Genomic DNA, 22,968 nt, shown 5'->3' on the forward strand with positions numbered 1-22,968 from the left:
GCCCGGCATTTCGCGGGCGGATGAAACGACAGGTGCAGAAAAAACTACGGGGAAAACATTAAGGGAAAACCATGAAGTGCGGACCGCCGCGAACGGTGGCCCGCACGGGCTCGTCGATTAACGAGTAGCGATATACATCGTGATTTCGAAACCAAAACGCATATCGGTGTAGCTCGGGGTTGTCCACTGCATAGTCATCCTCCTTGAGTGAAAGGCGATTGCCTAAGGCACCGACGCCATCGGCATCCGATCGCGTCGACCCGCTACGAGGACGCAAGCTGCATGCCCACCGCCGCCCATTGCGTACGAACAATACCTGCTGGTGCATACGCAACGACCGGCTTCGGGCTTACACGGCTTACTGTCGCGACATCGCAGCAAAGTGTTGCACGGGCCGAACGCTCATTGTGAGCGCAATTGATCGCTCCGTCATCAGTGTTAATGCATCGCTTAAGCCAGCGCAAGAAAATCGTGAATTCCCTTCGCGCAGCAGCGCGCCTACATTGACCTCACAGCAGCAGTGATCCGCAGCGCATTCCCCATACGGCGTATCTCCCATTCATACGCGCCGTCTTTCCGGAGGTCAGGTGATGAACGATTTCAGCAAGGCGGCCATCGAGCCCGCCGTGCCGGCAAAGCGCGCCCGTTACGACGCGGGTGTCATGAAGTATCGCGAGATGGGCTACTGGCAGCCGGATTACACGCCGAAAGACACGGACGTGATCGCGCTGTTTCGCATCACGCCTCAGCCCGGTGTCGAACCGGAAGAAGCAGCGGCTGCGGTGGCCGGCGAATCGTCGACGGCTACGTGGACGGTGGTGTGGACCGACCGGCTCACCGCGTGCGACATGTACCGGGCCAAAGCGTATCGCGTCGATCCGGTGCCGGGCACCGGCGCAGGGGATGTCGAGCCGCAGTATTTCGCGTTCATTGCCTACGATCTGGATCTGTTCGAAGAAGGCTCTGTGGCAAACCTTACCGCGTCGATCATCGGCAATGTGTTTGGTTTCAAGCCGCTCAAGGCATTGCGTCTGGAAGACATGCGCATTCCCGTCGCGTATCTGAAGACGTTTCAAGGGCCGCCGACCGGCATCGTGGTGGAGCGTGAGCGTCTCGACAAGTATGGCCGCCCGCTGCTCGGCGCGACCGTGAAGCCGAAGCTCGGTCTGTCGGGCAAGAATTACGGGCGGGTGGTTTACGAGGGCCTTAAAGGCGGCCTCGATTTCCTGAAGGACGACGAGAACATCAACTCGCAGGCCTTCATGCACTGGCGCGACCGCTATCTGTTCGCGATGGAGGCGGTCAATCGTGCGCAAGCCGAGACCGGTGAAATGAAGGGCCACTACCTGAACGTGACCGCGGCGACGATGGAAGACATGTATGAGCGCGCCGAATTCGCCAAGGAACTCGGCTCGTGCATCGTGATGATCGACCTCGTGATCGGCTGGACCGCGATCCAGTCGATGGGCCGCTGGGCGCGCAGGAACGACATGATCCTGCATCTGCATCGCGCCGGACACGGCACGTACACGCGGCAGCGCAATCACGGCATTTCGTTTCGCGTGATCGCAAAGTGGCTGCGTATGGCGGGTGTCGATCATGCGCATGCGGGCACGGCGGTCGGCAAGCTCGAAGGCGATCCGCTGTCCGTACAGGGCTATTACAACGTGCTGCGCGAGGCGCGCAATCCGGTCGACCTGTCGCGCGGATTGTTCTTCGATCAGCCATGGGCAGGTTTGCGCAAGGTGATGCCGGTGGCGTCGGGCGGCATTCACGCGGGGCAAATGCATCAACTGCTCGATCTGTTCGGCGACGACGCAATCCTGCAGTTCGGCGGCGGCACGATTGGCCATCCGGGCGGCATTCAGGCAGGTGCGACAGCCAACCGGGTTGCGCTCGAAGCGATCGTGAAGGCACGCAACGAGGGCCGCGACATCGCGCATGAAGGCCCCGAACTGCTCGAGGCGGCGGCGCGTCATTGTCTGCCGCTGAAGCAGGCGCTCGATACATGGCGCGACGTCACGTTCAATTACGCGTCCACCGATACGCCGGATTTTGCAGCGACGCCGAGTGTCGCGTGACGTATTGCCGCCGCGCACGCCGAATCACGAATCACGAGTTCAACCTTATTTGCGAGGCATTGCCATGCGCATCACTCAAGGCACCTTTTCTTTCCTGCCCGAACTGACCGACGATGAAATCCGCCTGCAGATCGACTATGCGCTGGCGCAAGACTGGGCGTGCTCGGTGGAATTCACCGATAACCCGCATCCACGCAACACGTACTGGGAGATGTGGGGCCAGCCGCTGTTCGATCTGCGCGATGCGGCGGGTGTCATGCAAGAGGTGAACGCCTGTCGCGCGGCGAATCCGCAGCACTACATCAAGGTCAATGCGTTCGACTCGGTGCGCGGCTTCGAGACGATGCGGCTGTCGTTCATCGTGAATCGACCGGAGGTTGAGGCGACCTTGTGGCTCGAACGTCAGGAAAGCGGCGGACGCGTGCAGCGTTATGCGCTGCAGTCGCGCGCCGGCGGCGCGCGGCGCGACGCGCCGCATTGAGCCGCACCAGGCCGCGTGCGCAGCGGCACTGCGCCTCTACAGAATTTCCATCAATCGGAGACGACCATGATTGCCGATACGCTCGAATTGCGGGTGCGCAGCGCGCCGCACGCAAGCCCGCAGGGAAAGCTCGAACCACCGCAGCCGAATACCCCGCACGACGCCTCTCACGTGAACCTGCTCACGCTGTTTCGCGAGTCGGGCATTGCCGACGTGCTGGCCGAACTGGACCGCGATCTGGTTGGCCTTGCTCCGGTGAAAACGCGCATTCGCGAGATCGCCGCACAGTTGCTGGTGGAACGTGCGCGCGAACAGCTCGGCATCGCAACCGGCGCCCCGACGCTGCATATGTGCTTTTCCGGCAACCCCGGCACCGGCAAGACGACGGTCGCGCTGCGCATGGCCGACGTGCTGCACCGGCTCGGCTATATCCGGCGCAATCATCTTGTTTCGGTTACGCGCGACGATCTGGTTGGTCAATACATCGGCCATACTGCGCCGAAAACGCGCGAGGTGCTCAAGCGCGCAATGGGCGGCGTGCTGTTCATCGACGAGGCGTACTACCTGTATCGCCCGGAGAACGAGCGCGATTATGGCCAGGAGTCGATCGAAATCCTGCTGCAGACGATGGAAAACCAGCGCGACGACCTGGTGGTGATTCTCGCCGGCTACGCGACGCGGATGGACACATTCTTCCAAAGCAATCCGGGCTTTCGCTCGCGCATCGCGCATCACATCACGTTTCCCGATTACGGCGCGGAAGAGCTGCTGGCCATCGCCGAACGCATGCTCGACACGATGCATTACCGCTTCGATTGCGACTCGCGCCTCGCGTTCGAAGACTACCTGGCGCGACGGGTCAAGCAGCCGAGCTTTGCGAACGCGCGCTCGGTGCGCAATGCGCTCGACCGCGCGCGGCTGCGCCAGGCGAACCGGCTGTTCGCGGCGGCACTCGACGGCGCACAACCGGCCGACCCGGCGGCGCTGACCCTGATCACCACGGGCGATATCCGTGCGAGCCGTGTGTTCGAGCGTCTGACGCCCGGCACGCATCCTGCAGCCGGCCAGTCGATTGCCTCATAGGGAGCATGCGATGCGCGACGGACGAACTACGCTTTCCAAATTCCTGATCGATGCGCTCGACCGTCAAGGTTCGCCGCGCGGTTCGAGCGGGCTTGCGGCGCTGTTGATCGACGTGGCCGCGTCGATCAAGACGATTGCGGCGGCGCTGACGCGCGGCGCGCTCGACGGCAATTACGGCTCGGCGCGCAGCGCGAACGTGCATGGCGAGGATCAGAAGAAGCTCGACGTGCTGACCAACGACATCTTCCTGCAGCATTGCGAGTGGGACGGTTTGCTGGCCGGCATGGTGTCGGAGGAAATGGAGCATGTGTATGCGATTCCGCCGGGTTACCCGCGCGGCGAGTATCTGCTCGCGTTCGATCCGCTCGACGGTTCGTCGAACATCGATATCAACGGCACGGTGGGCTCGATTTTTTCGGTGCTGCGTGCGCCGGTGCAGGAAGAGGGCGCCGCCGCTGGCGCTGCTGCCATTGCGCCCATCGGCGCCGCCGCGTTTTTGCGGCCCGGCCACGAGCAGGTCGCGGCCGGCTACGCGATCTACGGTGCCGCGACGATGCTCGTGCTGTCGATCGGCAACGGCACGCATGGTTTTACGCTCGAGCGCGATGTCGGCAACTTCGTGCTCACCCATTCGGCCATCCGCATTCCGGACGAAACCCGCGAGTTCGCGATCAACGCATCGAACGAACGCTTCTGGGAGCCGCCGGTGCGCCGTTACGTGCAGGAGTGCAAGGACGGTCGCAGCGGTTGCCGCGATCAAGACTTCAACATGCGCTGGATTGCTGCGATGGTCGCCGAGGTACATCGGATCCTGATGCGCGGCGGCGTGTTCATGTACCCGCGCGATTTTCGCGCGCCCGCCACGCAGCAAGGCCGCTTGCGTCTGCTGTATGAGGCGAACCCGATGAGTTTCCTGATCGAGCAGGCGGGTGGCGCGGCGAGCACCGGGCGCGAACGCATTCTCGATGTGTTGCCGCACGAACTGCATCAACGTGTGCCTGTGATACTCGGCTCGAAGCACGAGGTGGAACGCCTCGAGCGCTATCACCGCGAGCACGATCTCGGCACGGACCGGCCATTTACATCGCCGCTGTTTCGCGAGCGCTCGCTGTTTTTGCCCGAGGCGTCGGCATGATGCGTGCGTAGTGGCTGTGCTCGCCTGGTGCTTGCATAGGCGCACCGTCGTATCCGCTTTTACATCATCGATGGATGCACCGGAAACGGGCATCCCGGGAGACGCGCGCATGTCAGTCAAACATCCGATTATCGCGGTAACGGGCTCGAGCGGTGCCGGCACGACCACCGTGATGAAGAGTTTTCAGCATATTTTCCGGCGCGAGAAGATCAATGCGCAGATCGTCGAAGGCGATGCATTCCATCGCTACGACCGGCTCGGCATGCGCGAGGCGTTAAAGCGCGCCGAACGGGACAATGTGCGTCATTTCAGCCACTTCGGTCCCGAGGCGAATCTGCTGGAGGAATTGCAGCAGCTGTTCGCGAACTACGCGGAATCGGGCACCGGCAAGTTCCGCCGTTACGTGCACGACGAAGCGGACGCGGCAAGTTTCAAGCAGGAGGCCGGCACCTTCACGCCGTGGGAGGACATCGCACCGCGCACCGACATGCTGTTTTACGAAGGTCTGCACGGCGCGGCCGTGACCGACACGGTGGACGTCGCGCGACATGCGGATCTGCTGGTCGGCGTTGTGCCGATCATCAATCTCGAATGGATTCAGAAACTGCATCGCGATCAGAACATGCGCGGCTATTCGCATGAAGCGGTGGTCGATACGATCCTGCGGCGCATGCCCGACTACGTGAACTACATCTGCCCGCAGTTCTCGCGTACGCATGTGAATTTCCAGCGGGTGCCGACTGTGGATACGTCGAACCCATTTACCGCGCGTGAAATACCGCAGCCTGACGAGAGCTTCGTCGTAATCCGCTTTGCGCGGCCGAAGGGCATCGATTTCCCGTATCTGCTGACGATGCTGCACGACTCGTTCATGTCACGGCCGAACGTGATCGTCGTGCCGGGCGGCAAGATGGGCCTCGCGATGCAGCTGATCTTCACACCGATGATCCTGCAACTTCGCGACCGCTGCGCGCGAGCCTGAGCGATGCGCACATGTTTCACGCGGCTGGCGCTCCGCTCTCTCCTCCTGGGCGTCAGCCTTTTTTCTTCGTGCTGCCGGGCACGTGCCACGCACTCAGGTCTTCGGCAGGCCGCTCGACTGCGCAGCCCCAGTCGAGCGGCGCATCCTGGTCGAAGCGTTTGCCGAGCTGCCATGCGATTTCGGCGCGCGCCAGTTGCACGCCCAGGTAGAACGCGTGGCCGCCATCCTGTTCGACCTTGAGTTGCGGGTAAAGCTCGAACGGATCGCCGCTGATCGCGTGCAGCTCGCGGTTGTATACGTGGATGCCGTCGTCCGATACCTGCACGCGATAGTTCGGGTCGCGTATGCCGGTGGAGATTTCAGCGATTTCGCGCGAGTTATAGGGGAATGGACGTTTCGCATGCAGTGCGCAGAGGTCGGTCGAGATGCCTTTGGGCAGCATCTGGGCTTCGTTCGCGGCGTGCATGATGCGGCGTGCGACATCCGCTTCGCGCACCGCGCGGCGCGCATGCAGACTCACCGACGTGGTCAGCACGGCCGCTACGTTCAGCTCCGTCGCCATACCGAGCAGTAGCGCGTTGATGCCGGTGGTGTCGGCCTCGGTCAGCTCCGTGACGTTGCCGATGCCGAGCATCAGCGCAATCTGCGGGTAGCGCTCGCGCAGCGCCACATAGCGCGCGACCGAAGCCGCAAAGCCGAACGGAATCGGATCGAGAATCGGGTCGGCGAGAAAAGGTTTGCCGCGCGCGAGCAGTGTGTCGATCGCCTGATGCAGCGATGCCATGTCGCGAGGTTCGCGCGCGACGAGGACTGGTGTGGCGGCCACCTCATCGGCGATCCACAGCGTATCGACATTCAGGCTCATCAGATAATCGGCGCCGGCGCGGCCGCCGCGCAGCAATTCGTCGGTGAGCATCGAATCGACGCTGACTCGATAGCCCGCCTGTTTCAGCATGCGCACCGCGTCTTCCAGATGCGGAAACGGCGTATCGGGCAGACAGCCGACGTCGATCACGTCGGCGCCCTGGTCCGCGTACTGTTTCGCACGTTCGGCGATGCCGTTCAGATCGAGGCGCGGCGCGTCGACGATCTCCGCGAAAATCTGCGTGGCGTAACGCGACAGGTCCATATGGCGCGCGGCTCGTCCGAAGAATTGCGGCAGATCCTTCACTTCTTCCGGGCCGCGCTCGACGGGCACGCCGAAATGCGCGGATAGCGCATCGAGATCGCCGCGGCAGCGGCCAGGCACGATCATCCGTTGCGCGGCGAGCGGCAGTGTCACGCGCCGCCTGATCATGTCGGCGGTCATCAGTCCTGCGACCTGCAGGCCGATTTCACGCACTTCCCACGTAAACGATGCGTCATCGATGCCTTCGAGCACCTGCACGAGGCTCTTTTCAGCGAGCCTGCCAGTCAGGAAGACGATGTGTTCCATGCGAGCCCGAGAGTGGAGAGCCGTGCCTGCAGCGCGGCGCGCAGCTCGTCGAGCGAACGCGCCACCGTCGTGTATTCGATTCGCGCGAGCCGCTCGACGTTTTCCAGTTCGATCGCGCGCGGACGCACCTCGACCCAGTCGTGCGGGCTGTGCGTAATCACGCTCGGCTCCGTGTCGCATGCGAAAACGATGCCGGGGATGCATTGCTTGCCGGCTTGCGCGAACAGATTGGTGGGTAGCGTATCGGAGATGCCGAATGCGCATTTCGCGACGGTATTGCTGGTGGCGGGCGCGATTACCACGGTGTGATAGAGGCCTTCGTACAGCATGCCGACCGGCACGCCGCTCGCGCTGTTGTCGCGCAATACGCGTACGCGCTCGCGCAGCTTCGCGATCGGCCAGCCGTACAACGGCAATACTTCTTCGCCGGCCGCGGACAGAAACATATCGACACCCGGCAAGCGCAACGCAAGCTCGATCGACTCCTCGAGCATGTGGCCGGAGCCGGTCACGCACCACGCGAAATGAGCGTCGGGGCGAAATTCGCCGGGGCGGCGCGCCGGTTCCGGTGCGTGCGTCGGTTGCCCTGGTTCCGGTGCGCTCATAGGCGGCTCCGGCCAGACTTACGCATCGTTCAACGGAGGTGTGTTGTCGTGCGACAGACGGATATACAGTCTGTGCATCTTCCGGTACAAGGTGTTGCGGCTAATGCCGAGTGTCTTCGCGACGTTGCTGACGTTCCAGCGGTGTTCGTCGAGCATCGCCAGCACCGTTTCGCGCTCGCGGATCTGGATCGCGTTCAGGCTCGACATGTCGCAATCGTCGGGTAGCGCGAGCATGCCGTTCATCGCGGAGGGCGCATCGGTTGCGTGCGCAACGGCCGCGGCATTGGCAGCATGACCATTACCGCCGGTCTGCGTGATCTCAGGCGGCAGATGCATACAGCGGATTTCGTCGCCGTCGCATAGCGCCACCGCCATTTGCAGCACATGCCGCAGCTGCCGAATATTGCCGGGCCATGCATAGCTGAGCAGCGCCTGGCGCGCTTCGGCGGCGAGCGTGGGCGGATCGTCGGATTCGCTGTCGAGCAGATGCTGGATCAGCGCGCCGATGTCCGCGCGCTCGCGCAGCGCCGGCAGATTGATCTCGATGCCGCTTAGCCGGTAATACAAGTCTTCACGGAACAGGCCGCGCTGCACCAGTTCGAGCAGATTGCGGTGGCTCGCGCTGATCAGCTGGAAGTCCACCTTCTGCGTGGTTTCGGTGCCGAGCGGGGTGACTTCGTGCTCTTCGAGCACACGTAACAGGCGCGCTTGCAGCGTCATCGGCATGTCGCCGATTTCGTCGAGAAACAGCGTACCGTTGTTCGCCTGCACGATCTTGCCGCGCCGGCCTTCGCGCTGTGCGCCAGTGAAGGCGCCCGCGCGATAGCCGAACAGCTCGCTCTCGATCAGGTTCTCCGGCAACGACGCGCAATTCACCGCGACAAAGCTGCCCGCGCTATTCGGGCTGATGCTGTGCAGCGCGTTGGCGAACACTTCCTTGCCGGTGCCGGTTTGCCCACGCAGGATGATCGGAATCTTGCGTTGAATGGCGCGCCCGGCGAGCTGGATCTGCGAGGCCATGCGCGGGTCGCCGAATTCGAGCTGCGATAGTTTGTCGAGCCGGCCGGAAGCGGGCGCTGCTGCGGATGCGCACGCGCGGCTTTCCTTGTTGCGCGCGGGCCGGCTGCGTGCAACCGGCGCTGCGTCGGGCGCTGCCGTCGTGCCCGCTATGCCGCGCGTAGCGATCGACGGTGTCACCGTGCTGGCAAAGGTCGATGCATCGCGCGGCGTCTGCGCGACCAGAAAGAAGCGGGTATTGGTATGCGCGCCGTACACCGTCACCGGGTGGAACGAGCCGCGGATGCTGCGCGCGATCATGTCTTCGAGGCTTGCGTTGAAGGCTTCTTCGATGCGCTTGCCGCATAGCTGGTCAGGCGAGCGCAGATCGAGCTGAAATAGCGCGCTGCGGCTCGCCGCCAGCACGGTTCCTTCGTCGTCTACGGCGAGCTTGCCCGCGTGCAGCGTGCCGACGAATTCCGGGCGGCTGTGAAAATGAATCATGTTCGCACGCCGGTAGCGCGAGTCGATCAGGCGGTTTTCGATCATCTGCCGCGACATGCCGACCAGCACCAGCGAGTGCTGCTGTAATAGCCGAGAGCGGCTCGTCACGTCGAGTACGCCAGCTACAGTGCCGCGATCGTCGAAGATCGGCGCGGCGGAGCAGGTCAGCGACGTATAGCGCGGATAAAAATGCTCATGCTGATAGACCGCGAGGCACTCGCGTTCGGCCAGACACGTCCCCATGCCGTTCGTGCCGGCGGTGCGCTCGCTCCATACCGAGCCCACACGCAAGCCGTCTGCTGCGACCGCTTCGCCGAACGGCACCGACGACACCTGATGCACGATCACGCCATCCGCATCGGTTAGCACGACGGCGAGATCGGGGTCGGCGAGCTGCTGATAGAGCGTGGTCATTTCGAGCTTCGAGCACGCGATCAGATCGCTGGCGGCCTCACGGCGCTCGGTGAGTTCATGCTGCGTCAGCACCGGCGGCATGATGAAGCGGCCCGGATCGAGACCGAACTCGTTCAGGCAGCGTGTCCACGACTGAGCGACGGAATCGCTGGTCGGCCGCGTAGCCGACTGGTTGTGGACAGTGTTCAGAACATCACGGACATGCGAATTGATGTCAGCGAGCGATGACATTTGGGGGCGTCTCCATTGCGTTCCGCTGCCCGCGCCTTAGAGCGGCGGACTGACGCATTTATGTATGTTCCTCTGTTCCCCTTCAGCGCTGCGCGCATCTGCGGCGCACATACGCCATGCAACTACAGCGATGCAAGGCAAACCATTGTAGGCATCCGCTACATAAGGTCCACCTTAAACACTCTACCTCCGTTATCGTTCGCCATCAATAAGTAGTCGTATAAGGTTTTGCCATTGCGCGCGGTTTTTGCTTTGCATAGAAGGATGTCTTTTCAAGGCTTTATGCAGTGCGCACAAAATCGCAGGCGTGCGCACCGATTAGCTCGCCATTCTCTAACCGTCTCACATCAAGCCGAAGTCTGGCAGCGGAGTTGAACTTATGGAGCGTTTCGATGCAATCCGCGCGATGCGGGCACCCATGGACGCACCCTATGCCGAGCGCGACCCGCAGTGGCTCGCGACGGACGACGGTCTCGCGTTTGCGCCCGCGCGCACGGCGCTGGATATCGTTTATATCGAGGGTTTTACCGGTAACACCGTGATCGGCATCGACAAGGAAGAGCTCCATGCCGCACAGCCGGTGCGTCTGGACCTGGCCGTCGGCGTGCCTTCGCTGCGTGCGTGCCATACCGATTGCATCACCGATACGGTCAACTACGCGGCCGTGCGCACTGCGCTGCATACGCTTCTTGCAACGCACAAAGTACAACTGCTGGAGGCGCTCGCGGAGCAGATTGCGCAGCTGATGATTGGCGAGTTCGGTGCGCACTGGGTGCGCGTGTCGTTGAGCAAGCCGGCTAAATTCGACGACGTCACCGCGGTTGGCGTGTTGATCGAGCGCCGGCGCGATGCAATGCGCCACCGGTGGGGCGCATGGGGCTCGTTGGGAGAAGGGCTGATACCCGATTGAGGCCGGCAGGCCGCGCAGCCGGCCTGCGCGGTAAGCGGCGAACGCGGACCATAGCGACGGGGAACGCCGGGCATCCGAACATGCCCGGTGTTTTTCTACGGCGCGAACCGCGCCGCATAGCGGCAATGCGGCACAACGCAAACGCAACGCAAGCCGCGCTACTTCGCGGCCGAGGCCGCCGGTTTCACCAACCCACACGCCTCATAAGCGCTTTGCTGCACTGCGCGGAATTTCTTGGTCTGCGCGCGCGCCTTGTCCATGCGGAACTCGGCGCCGCCTTCACCGCCCATCGTCGCGTACTTGGAAAACGTCGATTGTTCGACGTAATCGTCGTAAGGCACGGCCGACGCGATCTTGTCGATCGTGCAGGAGCACTTGTAGACGTTGGCAAAATCGTGGCCGTTATCGTCCATGCAGCCGAGCACATACTCGACGCGCCCTTCAGTTGGATAGTTATAGCCTTGTGCGGGCGCCGCCTTGCCTGCCGCGGTATCCGACGGCCCCGCGGCCAGCGCGAACGCCGGCAACAGCACGGCACATGCGACAGAGACGATCGCGAGCCGCGTGCGACAACGTGAAATCATGCCGAACCCTTTAGTCGAAACACCTGCACTGTCGATGCGATGTGATGCGTTTCGCCCCACGCTGTCGCCGCATAAAGCTGCATCCGCGTAAGCGTGCCGCGCGCGGCATCAAAGCCGGCGCGGCACATCGCCTGCACTACCTGTACAAACTGTATTGCCTGAGCTCAGCCTAGTTCGGCGCGAACGGGTGCGCCGCCGAGGCCTTCTTCGCGACTACCTCCGCCGCGCTCGGTTCGCCCTTCACCGCGCGCTGCAGCGCCTCGCGCGTGGCCTTGTAGTTGTACTCCTGGATCTTCTTGTCGTCATCCGCCTGCCAGTGGATGAAAACACCGACGCAGACGAACAGGTCGTCGGCTTCGTCCTTCGGGATGGTGCCGTCTTCGACACAGTCCGCCACCGCCAGCGCCACGGCGTGCTGTGCCGGGCCGAACATCTGCACAGCCTGCTTGGCGCCCTTGATGGTGACCTTGTTGAACATCACCGTGTTCGGTTTGGTCAGCAGGTTCGGTGCGACCACCGCGAGTAGCGACGTAAAGCCGTCCTTGTTGTTGGTCAGCGCGTTACAGAACGCGGTTTCTGCTGCGGAGCCTCGCGGTCCGATCAGCAGATCGATGTGGGCGACTTCGTTGCCATCGCCGACTAGCGACTCGCCTACCAGGACGCGGTTAATCTTGGCCATGCTGTTCTCCGATGAAGGTTGGATCTGTCGACGTAGGTGTGCTCGTGGCGCACGGCGCCTGGCCGCACGGCGAGCGCGTGAAATGCACCACCGTCGGGAGTAACAGGAAGCGTGCCAATCGGGCACGCAGTGCGCTAAGCCGCAAAACGCTGCGGTGCGAGACAGCTCGCGACAAACAGCGTGGCGACCGTCAGGTCGGCGCTCGTGCCCGGATTGACGCCCTGTTTCTTTAGTTCGGCATCCCATGCATCGAGCTGAGGAGACTGGGAAACGTGCGGCGCGGCACGCCATTGAGCGTGTTGCAGACGTGCTTCATTCGTGACACTTTGCGCCACCGTCACGCCCTGCTTGCGCACAATGTGCGAGTCGGGGCAAGTCGACAGGAACGTCAGGAACACGTCGAGCGTGATGGATTCGGGGGGGGCGTCCGGCAACGATGCAACTGCGGCGAGACCGGTCTCGAATACGTCGGCGAAGCCGTTTTCGTATTGACGCGCGATGCTGTCGCGTGCGGCGGCGAGCGACATCGCCGCGCGCAGGTCGATGGTCGGTTGCGTGTGCACCGATTGTTCGGACGCGTTGCCAAGGCCGCCCGGGTTCGCCGCGCGGATCGCCAGATAGGCCGCGCATGCATCGTCTACCGACAGGCGCTGCAGCACGTGCTCGCAGGCCGCGCGCCAGTGCGCGGCGCTGTGCAGGCTGCCCGGGGCTTCGAGTGCGGCTGCCAGCGGCGCTACCAGCAGCACGATGCCCAGATTCGTATTGCAGCCGGCTGCCTCTTGCGTGCGCATCACCGCATCGAGGATGCGTGCGCCGACGGGCGTGCCATGCTGGAACAGCGCTGGCGCTGCTGCCGTGGCACTGGCGATGAACTGGGCGGCTTCCATCCGGTGTCCGGCGCTATGCACGCTGACGTTGCCCGGTTTGGCGGTTGCCACATCCAGCGTGCAGGCGCGCAAAAATGCGTTGCGGCCGCGTGCAAGCGGATCGTCAGCGGCTTGCATGGAGCGTTAGTGCCAGAGATAGCGGCGCTGCAGCATCGGCGGCATTGGCCAGTTTGCGGTCGAGCAGATCGTCGACGAGGGCTGCGGCGATATCGACCGATGTGACGGATTGCAGCCCGCGCCATGCGGCGACGCCGTTTACTTCCAGTACCAGCGGCGAGGCAGTCATGTCGCGCGGGTCGGTGGACGCGGGAATCAGATCGACGCCCGCATAGTCGAGTCCCAACGCTGCGGTTGCGCGTATCGCGGTCTGCGCGAGCGCGTCATCGAGTTCAGCGGGCTCGCAGTGTGCGCCGCGCGCGACGTTGTGAATCCAGCCTCGCCCGCCAATGCGCCGCATTGCAGCAACCGCTCGCCCGCCGATCACCAGCACGCGCCAGTCGAAGCCTGCGCGAGCGGCTCGCGCGCTCGCGCTGCGACGCGTGCCGACAAAGCGCTGTAAATAGGCAACCTGCCCGAAGCCGCGCAACGGCGGCAGCGGTGTCAGCGTGCCGTCGCGTCGCGCGCTCGCGCCGAGTCGGCGCAGCCCCTTGCCTTGCGAACCGAACAACGGTTTCAGCACGAGTTGACGGTCCGCCGCACTTTCGCGCATCACGACGCGCTGTGCGAAGGCCGCCGATTCGCTCGCCCAGGTGGCCGGTGTCGGCACGCCGCTGCGATGCAGCAGAAAGCTCGTCATCGATTTGTCGACGCTGCGCTCGATCGCGCGTGCATCGTTATAGACCGGCACGCCGCATTCGCGCAGCGCGTGCAGGATCCCCAGGCGCAAGGTCACCTGTTCGAAGGTGCCGCCCGCGATGCCGCGCACGAACACCGCATCGGGCAATGTGTGGCCGAAGCCGGGCAGCGCTAGCCCATAGGGTTGCCACGTCGTATCGATGCGGCAAGTGGCAAGGTCGATGCAGCGCGCATCCACACCGCGCGCGCGGAAGGCTTTTTTCAGGCGCCCGGTGTGCCAGCCGGTTTCGTCGGTCATGATTGCGACGCGCAGGCCCGCGCCGAACGGCACTTCACTCATTGCGTGTCCGTATTGGTGGTTGGGTTATCAAGCGCAGGCGCAGCCGCGGACGTCGACGCCGACGCCGACGTCGACGCCGCAAGCGGATCCACTACCGCATCCCATTGCCGATGCAGCAACGCCCCATCGAGCCTGCCGCCGTAATGCGTCGCGCCGCTTTCAAGACTGCTGACCCACACTTCCGCCGGCGCGAATAACGCAGGGTCGATCTGATAGAAATCGTGATTGAACGACGCAAACACATCTGCGAACGGCCGGCCGTAATCGCGCGAATTCCATGACGGCAGTTCGCTAGCGAGCCGCCGCGCGAGTGCATCTTGCGTGACGGTCAGATGCACGCGGCCGCCGTACAGGATCGCGTCGTTGGTGCGGCCCATCGCGGCGAGGCCGTCCGGCGCCGGCGGCGGTAGCGGTGCGATGCCGCTGGCTTCGACAATCGCGTCGAGCGGCACGCCGATCACATGTGTCTTGTGCAGTGCCACTTCGACTACGCGCGCCACCACCTGAGTCGTGCCCGCAAGCGAATGCGTGGGTGTAACGATGATCGTCAATGCATCGGCGGCGAGGCCGCAGTCGTTCAGCACTTTGTCGATTACGGCTTGCGGCGGCAACTGATGTACCTCCATCACCAGCACGCCGTGCGGATGCCGGTCGCGATAGTCGAGCTCCGCGAACAGCGGCTCCTTGCAGGCCAGCGCGCGGGCCGGGCCGGAGCCGAGCGAGAAAAACTTCTTGCCGTTGTTCTGCTCTTTGGTGGCCGACAGGCTCCAACCCGCGTACTGGCTGCCGAGGCATGCAAGCACGGGCGTGGCGGTATGCACTTCGAGCAGCACAGGCCATAGCGGCTCGCGTTCGAAACTGACGCGCTGCGCAACGTCGCCGAGGCCGCCCATGCAGATACGCGCGATCAGCACACCGGCAGCGATGCTGCCTTGCGTCGCCACACCCGCATCGATGATCTGCGTGCCTGCTGCAGTGCGGGAAACCGCGACACGCAGACGGGCGGCATCGTCGACGAGTTGCGCGACCAACGGTTCGGCCAGCGCATTGACGCTTGCTGTGCCATAGACGGATTGAACTGCAGATCCAGTTCGTTCAGGTGATGAAGTCATCGTGGGACTCGCGGCAAGTGACGATCAGTTCGATAAGACGGGCCTGTTGCCGTTCCAGTTCGCCGCGCAGCGAGCCGGCACTCGCGGCGCTGACCACGAGCGTGCAGACCGGCTCGCCGGCGGCAATGCGTACGCCTGGCAGCGGCACGTCGCGGTAGCCCGGTGCCGCGAACAGCGCATCGCTCAGGCGTGGAGTGACGGTGAGGCTGGCCGGCGCGAAGGCGACGCGCTGCGCCGCATAACGTTCCACGCGCAGCGCGCCCGGCGGCGGCAAACGCTCTTTCAGGCACGCGTCGATATGCGCGGCCAGCAAACCGCGCGGCCATGAAGCAGGCGCAGCGAGTTCGTAGAGCGCCGCGCTAGAGGAGGGGCGGGCATTGATCTCGAGCACGCTGAAGGTATCGCCGTCGAGCAGAAAGTCGAGGCTGTTCATACCGACGAGCCCGGTGCGCGCCACGATGGCCTGGATCGCCGCATCGATTTGCGCGGCAACGGGTGGCGGCAAATCGATCGGACCTAGCGACCCGGCGTGGACGAAAGGCAGCGCGCCGAGCGCAACCGTCAACTGCTCGGCAAAGCCGACGATGCGTGCCGAGCCGCGCGCGGCAATAAACAGCGCCGACATCGAACGCCCCGTGCCGATGCGCTGGAAATAATCCGGCGCTGCGCTCAGATCGGCGGCCGCGCGGATATGGGTGCCTCCGCAACCATCGGCGCGCTTGCCGAGCCAGCCGGCAGGCTGCTCGGGCTGCACGAACGACACCTGCGGATGGGCAATGCCCAGTTCATCGAGCAACGCAAAGAACCGCTGTGGCGTGCGCACCGCGGCAGTTGCCTGCGCATCGTTGCCGATCAGCCTCGGCAGCCGTGGCCTGTCGTGCAGCAGCGCGGCAAACGGCTCGAGCCCGCTGCCTGCGATAAAGCCGAGCATGTGCGGCAAGCGCGCGATGCGCGCGAGCGCCTCAAAGAGTTTGTCGCGATCGACCGTCAACGGCGCGCCGCCGATATCGAGCCACAGCTTCGCGCGCTGTCGCGTGTCGCGATCGCCGAACACGTCCAGCGCCGCGACGTTCAGGCCGCCGCGTACCGCCGATTCCGTGAAAAGCCGCGCCGACAAACCGGCGATCGCAACGAACGACGCGCGTGCCGGCGCGACGTGTAATGGCGCGTGCATCGCACGGCAAGCGTGAGGCCGGTCTAGCATCGCGCGCCGTCAGTCACGGCCGGCAACGATTGCGCGAGCTTCGTCGAATGCTTCCGCGAAACCCAGATACACCGGTTTGCCGCTTGTGCGCATGCGCAAAAACAGCCGGTGCTCGACCTGATACTTGACGTTGCCGATCGCCAATGCTCCGATGCCCACTGCATCGGGCCGCGCTGCGCCAGCCAGCGGTTTGCCGTTATCCATCACGTTGACGCCCGCGATGCCTTCCGGCGGCACCGCGTTGACGTCGGCCGCGACCAGCAGCTGTCGCGCATGCGCGAGATCGCCGCTAGCGACGATCTGCACACCGGCGGCGGCCGTCGCCAGCACCACGTCGGCTTGTGCGAGCGCCGCATGCAGCGCGTCGGGCGTGGTGGTGCCGACACCGGTGGTGGCGGCGCTAAAGCGCTGATTGACTTCGTGGCTCACCTGCTGCGCGCGCGCTTCGTTCGAGTGGCTGGCCAGCACCACGTCCGCACCGAGCGACGCCGCCAGCGCGGCCGAGATACGCCCGACCGCGCCGGTGCCGCCCAGAATCAGCACGCGCTTGCCGCCGAGCGTCTCGCTATGCTCCGTCTTCAGATGCCGCTCGACCAGCGCAACCAGCGCCGCGGAGGTCGTGTACGCGCCGCTCGGATCGGCGAACACGGAGACCTCGAATGGCGGCACCATCGCCTGGCGCGCGAGATCGAGCATATCGGCGGCGAGCATCACGTCGCGGCCGCCGATAAAGATGCCGGTGCGCGACACGCCTTTCGGCCCGCGCGAGAAGATCGCGTCTTGCGTGAGCTGCACGACGCTGGCTGCGTCGACGTTGCAGTACGGCACGACGATCTGATAACCCGCATCGGCCGCCATGTTGACGTCGAACGGGCTCATCTGCGGCGTGGCCGTGAACATATGCAGGATGTATGGCCTTTCGGTAGCTTCGGACATGGCAGTGAAGGATAAAAAGACGTTAGCGGAAGGGTTCGAATGAGTGGCAAGGCCCGCTGCCGATGCGACGGGCTGTGGCATGCCGCGGCGCAGCCTGTCACGCGTGCGGCGGATACCAGCCGACCGCGGCGCGCGGCGTCACCCGATATCGACGCCGCAGCTGCGCGCGTGCTCGACGCTTTGCGCGGCGCCGCGATTGCGCGCGTTGGTAATGGCACAGGTGATGGCCGGCGCATCGCGCGTGGCCGCACGGACATCGGCCAGCGCCCGTTCGGCCTGCTCGGCGCTGCGCACGATCGCAAAACCGGTGGGGCCCCACGAGGTCTGGCCGAGCGCAGCCTTCTGTCGTGACGCGATCGCCTGCATGGCGTGCGCGACGGCCGGGCTCGAATACACGCCGCCTTGCACGGGCGCGAAGTATTCGCCGATGGTCTGCTGCACTGCGCTGATGCCTTCGGCAAATGCGTCGAAATCATGCTCGACGAGGCCGGGCAACACGCGCATCAATACAAGGTGGCTCAGATGGGCCGCGAGCGTTTGCGGAAATGCGGGCAGCGCCGCCAGCCCGCGCCGCTCCTCGTCGCCGTGCAGGCCTTCGCGCGACAGGTCGTCGACCAGCACGACGCGCCATGCATCGGGGAAGGGCTGGCGAAACAGCAGCGGCGGCATACCCGGGCCACGACCGCCCGGGCCGCCTGGGCCGGCGTCGACGATCAGCCCGCCATAATCGAAGCCCAGCGCGCCGATGCCCGAGCGCGCACCGCGGCCCAGCAGCCGCGCGATCGCATCGGTACTGGCCGGCACGCCGGCGAGCCGCGCATACGCGGTGCCGAGCGCCAATGCGAGCTGCGTACCGGAACCCAGGCCGCAGTGCGAACGAGGCGCCTGTTCCACTTCGATCGCGAGCGCGGGTCCACCCCATGCGGCGTGCAGACGCTCCAGATACTGCTCGATGCGCATGCGTTGCGTGTCGGACTGTGCGCGCACCACCTGCATGTCGTCGGCGAGCCGCGCGCTAACACGTGTACCGCGCCCATCGATCACGAGGCCGATGCTGCCGAAGCAGCGGCCGAGCGAGCCGCTCGGATCGAGAAAACCCATATGCAAACGGGCAGGCGCGTCGACAGTCACCGCTGACAGCGGCGCGGAGCGATCGGTGTGGATCCGCATTGCAGGAGCGTCCTTGGTCGGGTCGTGGGCCGGTATGCCGGTGGCAGCGACGCTGTCGCCGGCGGCTCGCCTCGCGCGCGGTGGCGTGAGTGGCGCGCGTCCGGCGAACCCGGCGCGCATCCGGCGAACCGCTCAAACAAGGCAAGAGCCGTACCACGCATGCGCGCGCCCGACCGCGCACCGTGTCAACCCTTAGGCGCGTCGTACTTGAGATAGCGGAATCGCTGATCGTCCGCAGGCGTGCCCTCGAGCGCGCCACCTTCCTTGCCCGGCTGCCAGTGGATCACTTCCTCGATCTTGGTTGCGAGCGCAAGGTCTTTGTCGGTGATGCCCTTTGCGGTATGCGTTTTCAGCTTCACGATGACGAACGCATAAGACACCGTCAGATCGGGGTGATGCCATGCGGCTTCCGCAAGGTGCCCCACGGTGTTGACCACCATCAGCGTGCCCTTCCAGCCTTCGGTGCGGTACTTGCGCCGCAGCCAGCCGTCTTCCAGATACCAGTGCTGCAGCGCACCGGTGAGGCGTTGCTGTACTTCTTCGTCCGAATACACCTGTTCGGCTTGTGCCATCGGAAACCTCCATTCGATGTGAACGACATGACGACGCGCGCAAACGAGGCTACGCGATTCCGGCCCATCATGCCGCGGGCGTTGCGCATGCTTGCACGTGAGTGTGCGCGCAACGGGTTCCACCAATGTATCGCGGTTTTGACACAGGTTGTATCGTGATCCGAAGCGAAGCGGCACACGTTGACGCCGCCGCGTGCCGCCCGATGCCGCGATTCCCTCATACACACACAAACTGCACGGTCGGCATGGAATATGCGATCAGCCTTCATACGCATGAGTCGGGCAATGAACCCGGCGCAGCAATCGCTCGTTACCCGCATCCGGACGGCGCGGCTGGTTGAGCGCGGTAGCGTGTCACATCGTGAGGTGGACGGTTTACCCATTCTGGAGGAGACATGAACGTACGCACCCTGGTTCTCGGACTAGCGGTGGTTGCGGCAACGGCACTCAGTTCTTTCCTGGCACATGCCGACCCGCAGCTCGATTCGCTGATCAAGAACCCATCCAACTGGGCGGCACAGGCGGGCGATTATGCGAATCACCGCTACAGCCCGCTCAAGCAGATCAATGAAGCTAACGTAGGAAAACTGCAGGTCGCATGGACGATGTCAACGGGCGTGCTGCGCGGTCACGAAGGCTCTCCGCTCGTGATCGGCGACACGATGTACATTCACTCGCCATTTCCTAACAAGGTCATTGCGATCAACCTGAAGGATCAAACCTTCATCTGGCAATACGAGCCGAAGCAGGACTCGCAGGTGATCTCGGTGATGTGTTGCGACACCGTGAACCGCGGTCTCGCGTACGGCGACGACAAGATCTTCCTTCAGCAGGCCGACACTAAACTGGTCGCGCTGAACGCGAAGACCGGCGACGTGGTGTGGACCGCGCAGAACGGCAATCCGAAAGCAGGTGAAACCAACACCAACGCGCCGCACGTATTCGGCGACAAGGTGCTCACCGGTATCTCGGGTGGCGAGTTCGGCGTGCGCGGCCGCCTGATCGCGTACGACATCAAGACTGGCAAGGAGGTCTGGAAGGCCTACAGCACCGGTCCCGACAACGAGATGCTGCTCGATCCGAATTCGACCATGACCTGGGCGGACGGCAAGATGCAGCCGGTTGGCGCCGATTCGTCGCTCAAGAGCTGGAAGGGCGATCAGTGGAAGCTCGGTGGCGGCACCACGTGGGGCTGGTATGCATGGGATCCGAAGCTGAATCTCGTCTACTACGGCACCGGCAACCCCGGCACGTGGAACCCGTCGCAGCGGCCAGGCGACAACAAGTGGTCGATGTCGATCTTCGCGCGTGACCTGAACACCGGCAAGGCGAAGTGGGTCTATCAGATGACACCGCACGACGAATGGGACTATGACGGGGTCAATGAAATGATCCTCGCCGACCTCCCGGTAGGCGGCAAGAAAGTCCCCGCTATCGTCCACTTCGACCGTAACGGCTTCGGGTATACGCTGAACCGCGAAACGGGCCAGTTGCTGGTTGCCGACAAGTACGATCCGGCGGTGAACTGGGCCGACCGCGTCGACGTGAAGACCGGCCTGCCGATTCGCAACGTCACCTACTCGACGCAAGCTGCCGGTGCCGACAAGAACGTGAAGGGCATCTGCCCGGCCGCGCTCGGTTCGAAGGACCAGCAACCGGCGTCGTTCGATCCGAACTCGGGCCTGTTCCTCGTGCCGACCAACCACGTGTGTATGGACTACGAGCCGTTCGATGTCGATTACGTGTCCGGCCAGCCGTATGTGGGTGCGACGCTGTCGATGTTCCCGGGGCCGAACGAGAACGGTGCGATGGGCAATTTCATCGCGTGGGATGCCAGCAAGGGCAAGGTGGTCTGGTCCAAGCCGGAGAAATTCTCGGTATGGTCCGGTGCGCTGACCACGGCTGGCGGCGTGGCGTTCTACGGCACGCTTGAAGGCTACATCAAGGCAGTGCGCATCAAGGACGGCAAGGAACTGTGGAAGTTCAAGACGCCGTCCGGGATTATCGGCAACGTGTTCACGTACCAGTACCAGGGCAAGCAGTTTATCGGCGTCTACTCGGGCATTGGCGGCTGGGCCGGTATCGGCATGGCAGCAGGCCTGCAGAAGTCGACTGAAGGTCTGGGCGCAGTGGGTGGCTACCGCGAACTGGCGAAGTACACCGCGCTAGGCGGCACGCTGTTCATCTTTGCTGTTCCGGGCTAAACGCGTGGCAATCGTACGGCATGACTGGATTTTTCCAGTCGTGCCGTACGCGGCACGCGGCGCATGCAATGCAACAGGTGCGCCGCGTGACGAAGCCCCGTTTGCGGCAAGTTGCCGTATGGAAACCTCAGCGCGCCACTCAAGCGCGCATCGAAAGTGGATGGGAGACGAACGCATGAAAGGCCGTTTGGTGTTGTCGTTTGCAATTGCTTTGCTGGCGTGGCCGGTCGCCTATGGACAGACCAATACCGCGCAGATGAAACCCGTTGCTTACAAGGTCGTGGACGGCAACAAGGTCGACCCCGATACGTATCTCGGATGGAAAACGTGGCGTGCGCTGGCGTGCGAACGTTGTCACGGCGCGAAGCAGGAAGGCCTGGTCGGTCCGTCGCTGATCGACGCATTCAAGACGCTCGACAAGAACGAATTTCATCGCACCGTATTTGGCGGGCGCATCGACAAGGGTATGCCCGACTTCAGTACGAGCACGATGATGCAGAAGAATTGGGAAAACCTGTTTGCGTACCTGAAAGGGCGTTCCGACGGCAAGATCAATCCGGGCGATCTGCAGTCGATGGATGCGAAATGACGCGAGGCGCCGCGCGGCCGCTCGCGCCGCGGGTTGCGCTGTGAGTGACGTCAACTCGTTTGACCGGTGTGCCGCGCCGTGCTGAACGGCCGCAACCGTTTCCTGTTCCCGGAGATAGCCATGTTTGCTCGCACAACCCGCATCGCCCCGATTGTCCGCGCCGCGCTCGCGTGCGTCGCCCTTGGCGGCGCAGCGTATGCCGTGCAGGCGCAGCAGAATGCCGCCGCACCTGCGCTACCGAATAATGACGGTGCTGACAAGATACTGCGCGTGTGCGCCGACCCGAACAACATGCCGTTGTCGAACGACAAGGGTGAAGGCTACGAAAACAAGATCGCCGCCGCGATGGCGAGCGATTTCGGCTACAAGGTCGAGTACACGTATTTTCCGCAGCGCATGGGCTTCGTGCGACATACGTTGCGCGAAAAGGAACCGAATACCGATCGTTACAAGTGCGATCTGATCATCGGCGTGCCGCACGGCTACGACATGACGTCGACCACGCGTTCGTATCTGCATTCGACCTACGCGATGGTGTTCGTCAAGAAGCCGGAGTTTGCCGGCATCAATGTGCCGGCCGATTTGCTGAAGCTGCCGCCCGATCAGCTGAAGAAGCTCAAGCTCGGCATTTTCGCGCAAACGCCGGCGGTGGACTGGCTGCTCAACAACAACCTGATCGAGCAGGCGGTGTCGTATTCCGCGCAGAGCGGCGACCCGCAGGCGTTCCCCGGCGAGATGATCCAGCACGACCTGAAGCAGGGCAACGTCGACATGGTGTTCGTGTGGGGCCCGATTGCGGGCTACTACGCGAAGCTCGCCGGCGACGACGTGAAGGTCGTGCCGTTCGCGCCTCAGCCGGGTATCCGCTTCGACTATGAGATCGCGATGGGCACGCGCTATGGCGAAAAGCCCTGGCACGACAAGGTCGATCAATGGATCGCCACGCATCAGGACAAGATCGATTCGATCCTGACCAGCTATCAGGTGCCGCTGCTGCCGATTGCGAGCGCACCGGTTGCCTCGACCGCACCGCAATGAG

General features: G+C 63.7%; 22 protein-coding genes. 9 read left to right on the plus strand and 13 right to left on the minus strand.

From position 1 onward, the window contains the following. Window positions 1-117: 117 nt before the first annotated feature. A complete protein-coding gene (gene pqqA, locus ACYVNQ_RS18980; protein WP_013342881.1) occupies window positions 118-192 on the minus strand; it encodes a pyrroloquinoline quinone precursor peptide PqqA in 75 nt (24 codons plus the stop codon). 398 nt (window positions 193-590) lie between these two features. Between pqqA and ACYVNQ_RS18985 the strand changes: the two genes are divergently transcribed. The 5 genes from ACYVNQ_RS18985 (at window position 591) to ACYVNQ_RS19005 (ending at window position 5,762) form a co-directional block, all read left to right on the plus strand. Continuing rightward, window positions 591-2,081 carry a ribulose-1,5-bisphosphate carboxylase/oxygenase large subunit gene (locus tag ACYVNQ_RS18985; RefSeq protein WP_460904104.1) on the plus strand — a complete coding sequence of 497 codons (1,491 nt, stop codon included), beginning with the start codon at window positions 591-593 and terminating at the stop codon, window positions 2,079-2,081. A gap of 64 nt (window positions 2,082-2,145) precedes the next feature. Beyond that, window positions 2,146-2,562 carry a ribulose bisphosphate carboxylase small subunit gene (locus ACYVNQ_RS18990; protein ID WP_460904105.1) on the plus strand — a complete coding sequence of 139 codons (417 nt, stop codon included), beginning with the start codon at window positions 2,146-2,148 and terminating at the stop codon, window positions 2,560-2,562. Window positions 2,563-2,628: 66 nt separating this feature from the next. Further along, window positions 2,629-3,645 (plus strand): CbbX protein, encoded by a 1,017-nt coding sequence (cbbX, locus tag ACYVNQ_RS18995; RefSeq protein ID WP_460904106.1) that lies wholly within the window; start codon window positions 2,629-2,631, stop codon window positions 3,643-3,645. Window positions 3,646-3,655: 10 nt separating this feature from the next. Next, window positions 3,656-4,780 carry a class 1 fructose-bisphosphatase gene (locus tag ACYVNQ_RS19000; protein ID WP_460904107.1) on the plus strand — a complete coding sequence of 375 codons (1,125 nt, stop codon included), beginning with the start codon at window positions 3,656-3,658 and terminating at the stop codon, window positions 4,778-4,780. Between the two features lie 109 nt (window positions 4,781-4,889). Continuing rightward, on the plus strand, window positions 4,890-5,762 hold the full coding sequence (locus ACYVNQ_RS19005; RefSeq protein ID WP_460904108.1) for a phosphoribulokinase: 873 nt from the start codon (window positions 4,890-4,892) through the stop codon (window positions 5,760-5,762). Window positions 5,763-5,814: 52 nt separating this feature from the next. Here ACYVNQ_RS19005 and ACYVNQ_RS19010 read toward each other — a convergent pair whose 3' ends face one another. The 3 genes from ACYVNQ_RS19010 to ACYVNQ_RS19020 are packed head-to-tail and all read right to left on the minus strand — an operon-like array spanning window position 5,815 to window position 9,947. Continuing rightward, window positions 5,815-7,197 (minus strand): DUF6513 domain-containing protein, encoded by a 1,383-nt coding sequence (locus ACYVNQ_RS19010; protein ID WP_460904109.1) that lies wholly within the window; start codon window positions 7,195-7,197, stop codon window positions 5,815-5,817. Further along, window positions 7,176-7,802, minus strand: coding sequence for a flavoprotein (locus ACYVNQ_RS19015; RefSeq protein WP_460904110.1), 627 nt, complete (start codon window positions 7,800-7,802; stop codon window positions 7,176-7,178). The genes ACYVNQ_RS19010 and ACYVNQ_RS19015 overlap by 22 nt, the downstream gene beginning before the upstream one ends. Before the next feature lie 18 nt (window positions 7,803-7,820). Continuing rightward, window positions 7,821-9,947 carry a sigma-54-dependent Fis family transcriptional regulator gene (locus ACYVNQ_RS19020; protein ID WP_460904111.1) on the minus strand — a complete coding sequence of 709 codons (2,127 nt, stop codon included), beginning with the start codon at window positions 9,945-9,947 and terminating at the stop codon, window positions 7,821-7,823. Between the two features lie 379 nt (window positions 9,948-10,326). Between ACYVNQ_RS19020 and ACYVNQ_RS19025 the strand changes: the two genes are divergently transcribed. Continuing rightward, window positions 10,327-10,857 carry a dihydroneopterin aldolase gene (locus ACYVNQ_RS19025; RefSeq protein ID WP_460904112.1) on the plus strand — a complete coding sequence of 177 codons (531 nt, stop codon included), beginning with the start codon at window positions 10,327-10,329 and terminating at the stop codon, window positions 10,855-10,857. 158 nt (window positions 10,858-11,015) lie between these two features. On the opposite strand, the gene ACYVNQ_RS19030 is transcribed toward ACYVNQ_RS19025, so the two are convergent. From ACYVNQ_RS19030 to ACYVNQ_RS19070, 9 genes are all read right to left on the minus strand, one after another. After that, window positions 11,016-11,441 carry a hypothetical protein gene (locus ACYVNQ_RS19030; RefSeq protein WP_460904113.1) on the minus strand — a complete coding sequence of 142 codons (426 nt, stop codon included), beginning with the start codon at window positions 11,439-11,441 and terminating at the stop codon, window positions 11,016-11,018. Between the two features lie 169 nt (window positions 11,442-11,610). Further along, on the minus strand, window positions 11,611-12,120 hold the full coding sequence (fae, locus tag ACYVNQ_RS19035; RefSeq protein ID WP_460904114.1) for a formaldehyde-activating enzyme: 510 nt from the start codon (window positions 12,118-12,120) through the stop codon (window positions 11,611-11,613). A gap of 134 nt (window positions 12,121-12,254) precedes the next feature. Then, window positions 12,255-13,124, minus strand: coding sequence for a triphosphoribosyl-dephospho-CoA synthase (locus ACYVNQ_RS19040; RefSeq protein WP_460904115.1), 870 nt, complete (start codon window positions 13,122-13,124; stop codon window positions 12,255-12,257). Then, window positions 13,111-14,142, minus strand: a complete 1,032-nt coding sequence (locus tag ACYVNQ_RS19045; RefSeq protein ID WP_460904116.1) for an ATP-grasp domain-containing protein — start codon at window positions 14,140-14,142, stop codon at window positions 13,111-13,113. Before ACYVNQ_RS19045 ends, ACYVNQ_RS19040 begins: the two co-directional genes overlap by 14 nt. Then, window positions 14,139-15,254 (minus strand): methenyltetrahydromethanopterin cyclohydrolase, encoded by a 1,116-nt coding sequence (gene mch, locus ACYVNQ_RS19050; protein WP_460904117.1) that lies wholly within the window; start codon window positions 15,252-15,254, stop codon window positions 14,139-14,141. Before mch ends, ACYVNQ_RS19045 begins: the two co-directional genes overlap by 4 nt. Next, complete coding sequence (locus tag ACYVNQ_RS19055; RefSeq protein WP_460904118.1) at window positions 15,238-16,428, minus strand: ATP-grasp domain-containing protein; 1,191 nt, start codon at window positions 16,426-16,428, stop codon at window positions 15,238-15,240. The genes mch and ACYVNQ_RS19055 overlap by 17 nt, the downstream gene beginning before the upstream one ends. A 39-nt stretch (window positions 16,429-16,467) precedes the next feature. Then, a complete protein-coding gene (locus ACYVNQ_RS19060) occupies window positions 16,468-17,394 on the minus strand; it encodes an NAD(P)-dependent methylenetetrahydromethanopterin dehydrogenase (protein WP_460904119.1) in 927 nt (308 codons plus the stop codon). Window positions 17,395-17,532: 138 nt separating this feature from the next. Next, window positions 17,533-18,564 (minus strand): beta-ribofuranosylaminobenzene 5'-phosphate synthase family protein, encoded by a 1,032-nt coding sequence (locus ACYVNQ_RS19065; protein WP_460904120.1) that lies wholly within the window; start codon window positions 18,562-18,564, stop codon window positions 17,533-17,535. Between the two features lie 185 nt (window positions 18,565-18,749). Then, complete coding sequence (locus ACYVNQ_RS19070; protein ID WP_460904121.1) at window positions 18,750-19,136, minus strand: 4a-hydroxytetrahydrobiopterin dehydratase; 387 nt, start codon at window positions 19,134-19,136, stop codon at window positions 18,750-18,752. A 395-nt stretch (window positions 19,137-19,531) separates the two neighbouring features. Here ACYVNQ_RS19070 and ACYVNQ_RS19075 point away from each other — a divergent pair, with 395 nt between their 5' ends. The 3 genes from ACYVNQ_RS19075 to ACYVNQ_RS19085 all read left to right on the plus strand — a co-directional run bounded on the left by ACYVNQ_RS19075 (window position 19,532) and on the right by ACYVNQ_RS19085 (window position 22,967). Further along, window positions 19,532-21,340, plus strand: coding sequence for a methanol/ethanol family PQQ-dependent dehydrogenase (locus ACYVNQ_RS19075; RefSeq protein WP_460904122.1), 1,809 nt, complete (start codon window positions 19,532-19,534; stop codon window positions 21,338-21,340). Window positions 21,341-21,515: 175 nt separating this feature from the next. Next, a complete protein-coding gene (locus ACYVNQ_RS19080; protein WP_460904123.1) occupies window positions 21,516-21,929 on the plus strand; it encodes a c-type cytochrome in 414 nt (137 codons plus the stop codon). 120 nt (window positions 21,930-22,049) lie between these two features. Next, a complete protein-coding gene (locus ACYVNQ_RS19085; RefSeq protein ID WP_460904124.1) occupies window positions 22,050-22,967 on the plus strand; it encodes a substrate-binding domain-containing protein in 918 nt (305 codons plus the stop codon). Window position 22,968 lies beyond the last annotated feature (1 nt).

Source organism: Paraburkholderia jirisanensis (assembly GCF_054782355.1).

Excerpts from the sequence above, each read along its gene's own strand:
- ACYVNQ_RS18990 (WP_460904105.1), top strand. The coding sequence starts at position 2,146 with ATGCGCATCACTCAAGGCACCTTTTCTTTCCTGCCCGAACTGACCGAC.
- ACYVNQ_RS19045 (WP_460904116.1), bottom strand. The coding sequence starts at position 14,142 with ATGAGTGAAGTGCCGTTCGGCGCGGGCCTGCGCGTCGCAATCATGACC.
- ACYVNQ_RS19020 (WP_460904111.1), bottom strand. The coding sequence starts at position 9,947 with ATGTCATCGCTCGCTGACATCAATTCGCATGTCCGTGATGTTCTGAAC.
- ACYVNQ_RS19025 (WP_460904112.1), top strand. The coding sequence starts at position 10,327 with ATGGAGCGTTTCGATGCAATCCGCGCGATGCGGGCACCCATGGACGCA.
- ACYVNQ_RS19060 (WP_460904119.1), bottom strand. The coding sequence starts at position 17,394 with ATGTCCGAAGCTACCGAAAGGCCATACATCCTGCATATGTTCACGGCC.
- cbbX (WP_460904106.1), top strand. The coding sequence starts at position 2,629 with ATGATTGCCGATACGCTCGAATTGCGGGTGCGCAGCGCGCCGCACGCA.
- ACYVNQ_RS19055 (WP_460904118.1), bottom strand. The coding sequence starts at position 16,428 with ATGCACGCGCCATTACACGTCGCGCCGGCACGCGCGTCGTTCGTTGCG.
- ACYVNQ_RS19030 (WP_460904113.1), bottom strand. The coding sequence starts at position 11,441 with ATGATTTCACGTTGTCGCACGCGGCTCGCGATCGTCTCTGTCGCATGT.
- ACYVNQ_RS18985 (WP_460904104.1), top strand. The coding sequence starts at position 591 with ATGAACGATTTCAGCAAGGCGGCCATCGAGCCCGCCGTGCCGGCAAAG.
- ACYVNQ_RS19005 (WP_460904108.1), top strand. The coding sequence starts at position 4,890 with ATGTCAGTCAAACATCCGATTATCGCGGTAACGGGCTCGAGCGGTGCC.
- ACYVNQ_RS19010 (WP_460904109.1), bottom strand. The coding sequence starts at position 7,197 with ATGGAACACATCGTCTTCCTGACTGGCAGGCTCGCTGAAAAGAGCCTC.
- ACYVNQ_RS19085 (WP_460904124.1), top strand. The coding sequence starts at position 22,050 with ATGTTTGCTCGCACAACCCGCATCGCCCCGATTGTCCGCGCCGCGCTC.
- ACYVNQ_RS19040 (WP_460904115.1), bottom strand. The coding sequence starts at position 13,124 with ATGCAAGCCGCTGACGATCCGCTTGCACGCGGCCGCAACGCATTTTTG.
- ACYVNQ_RS19080 (WP_460904123.1), top strand. The coding sequence starts at position 21,516 with ATGAAAGGCCGTTTGGTGTTGTCGTTTGCAATTGCTTTGCTGGCGTGG.
- ACYVNQ_RS19075 (WP_460904122.1), top strand. The coding sequence starts at position 19,532 with ATGAACGTACGCACCCTGGTTCTCGGACTAGCGGTGGTTGCGGCAACG.
- ACYVNQ_RS19015 (WP_460904110.1), bottom strand. The coding sequence starts at position 7,802 with ATGAGCGCACCGGAACCAGGGCAACCGACGCACGCACCGGAACCGGCG.
- ACYVNQ_RS19070 (WP_460904121.1), bottom strand. The coding sequence starts at position 19,136 with ATGGCACAAGCCGAACAGGTGTATTCGGACGAAGAAGTACAGCAACGC.
- ACYVNQ_RS19000 (WP_460904107.1), top strand. The coding sequence starts at position 3,656 with ATGCGCGACGGACGAACTACGCTTTCCAAATTCCTGATCGATGCGCTC.
- mch (WP_460904117.1), bottom strand. The coding sequence starts at position 15,254 with ATGACTTCATCACCTGAACGAACTGGATCTGCAGTTCAATCCGTCTAT.
- fae (WP_460904114.1), bottom strand. The coding sequence starts at position 12,120 with ATGGCCAAGATTAACCGCGTCCTGGTAGGCGAGTCGCTAGTCGGCGAT.
- ACYVNQ_RS19065 (WP_460904120.1), bottom strand. The coding sequence starts at position 18,564 with ATGCGGATCCACACCGATCGCTCCGCGCCGCTGTCAGCGGTGACTGTC.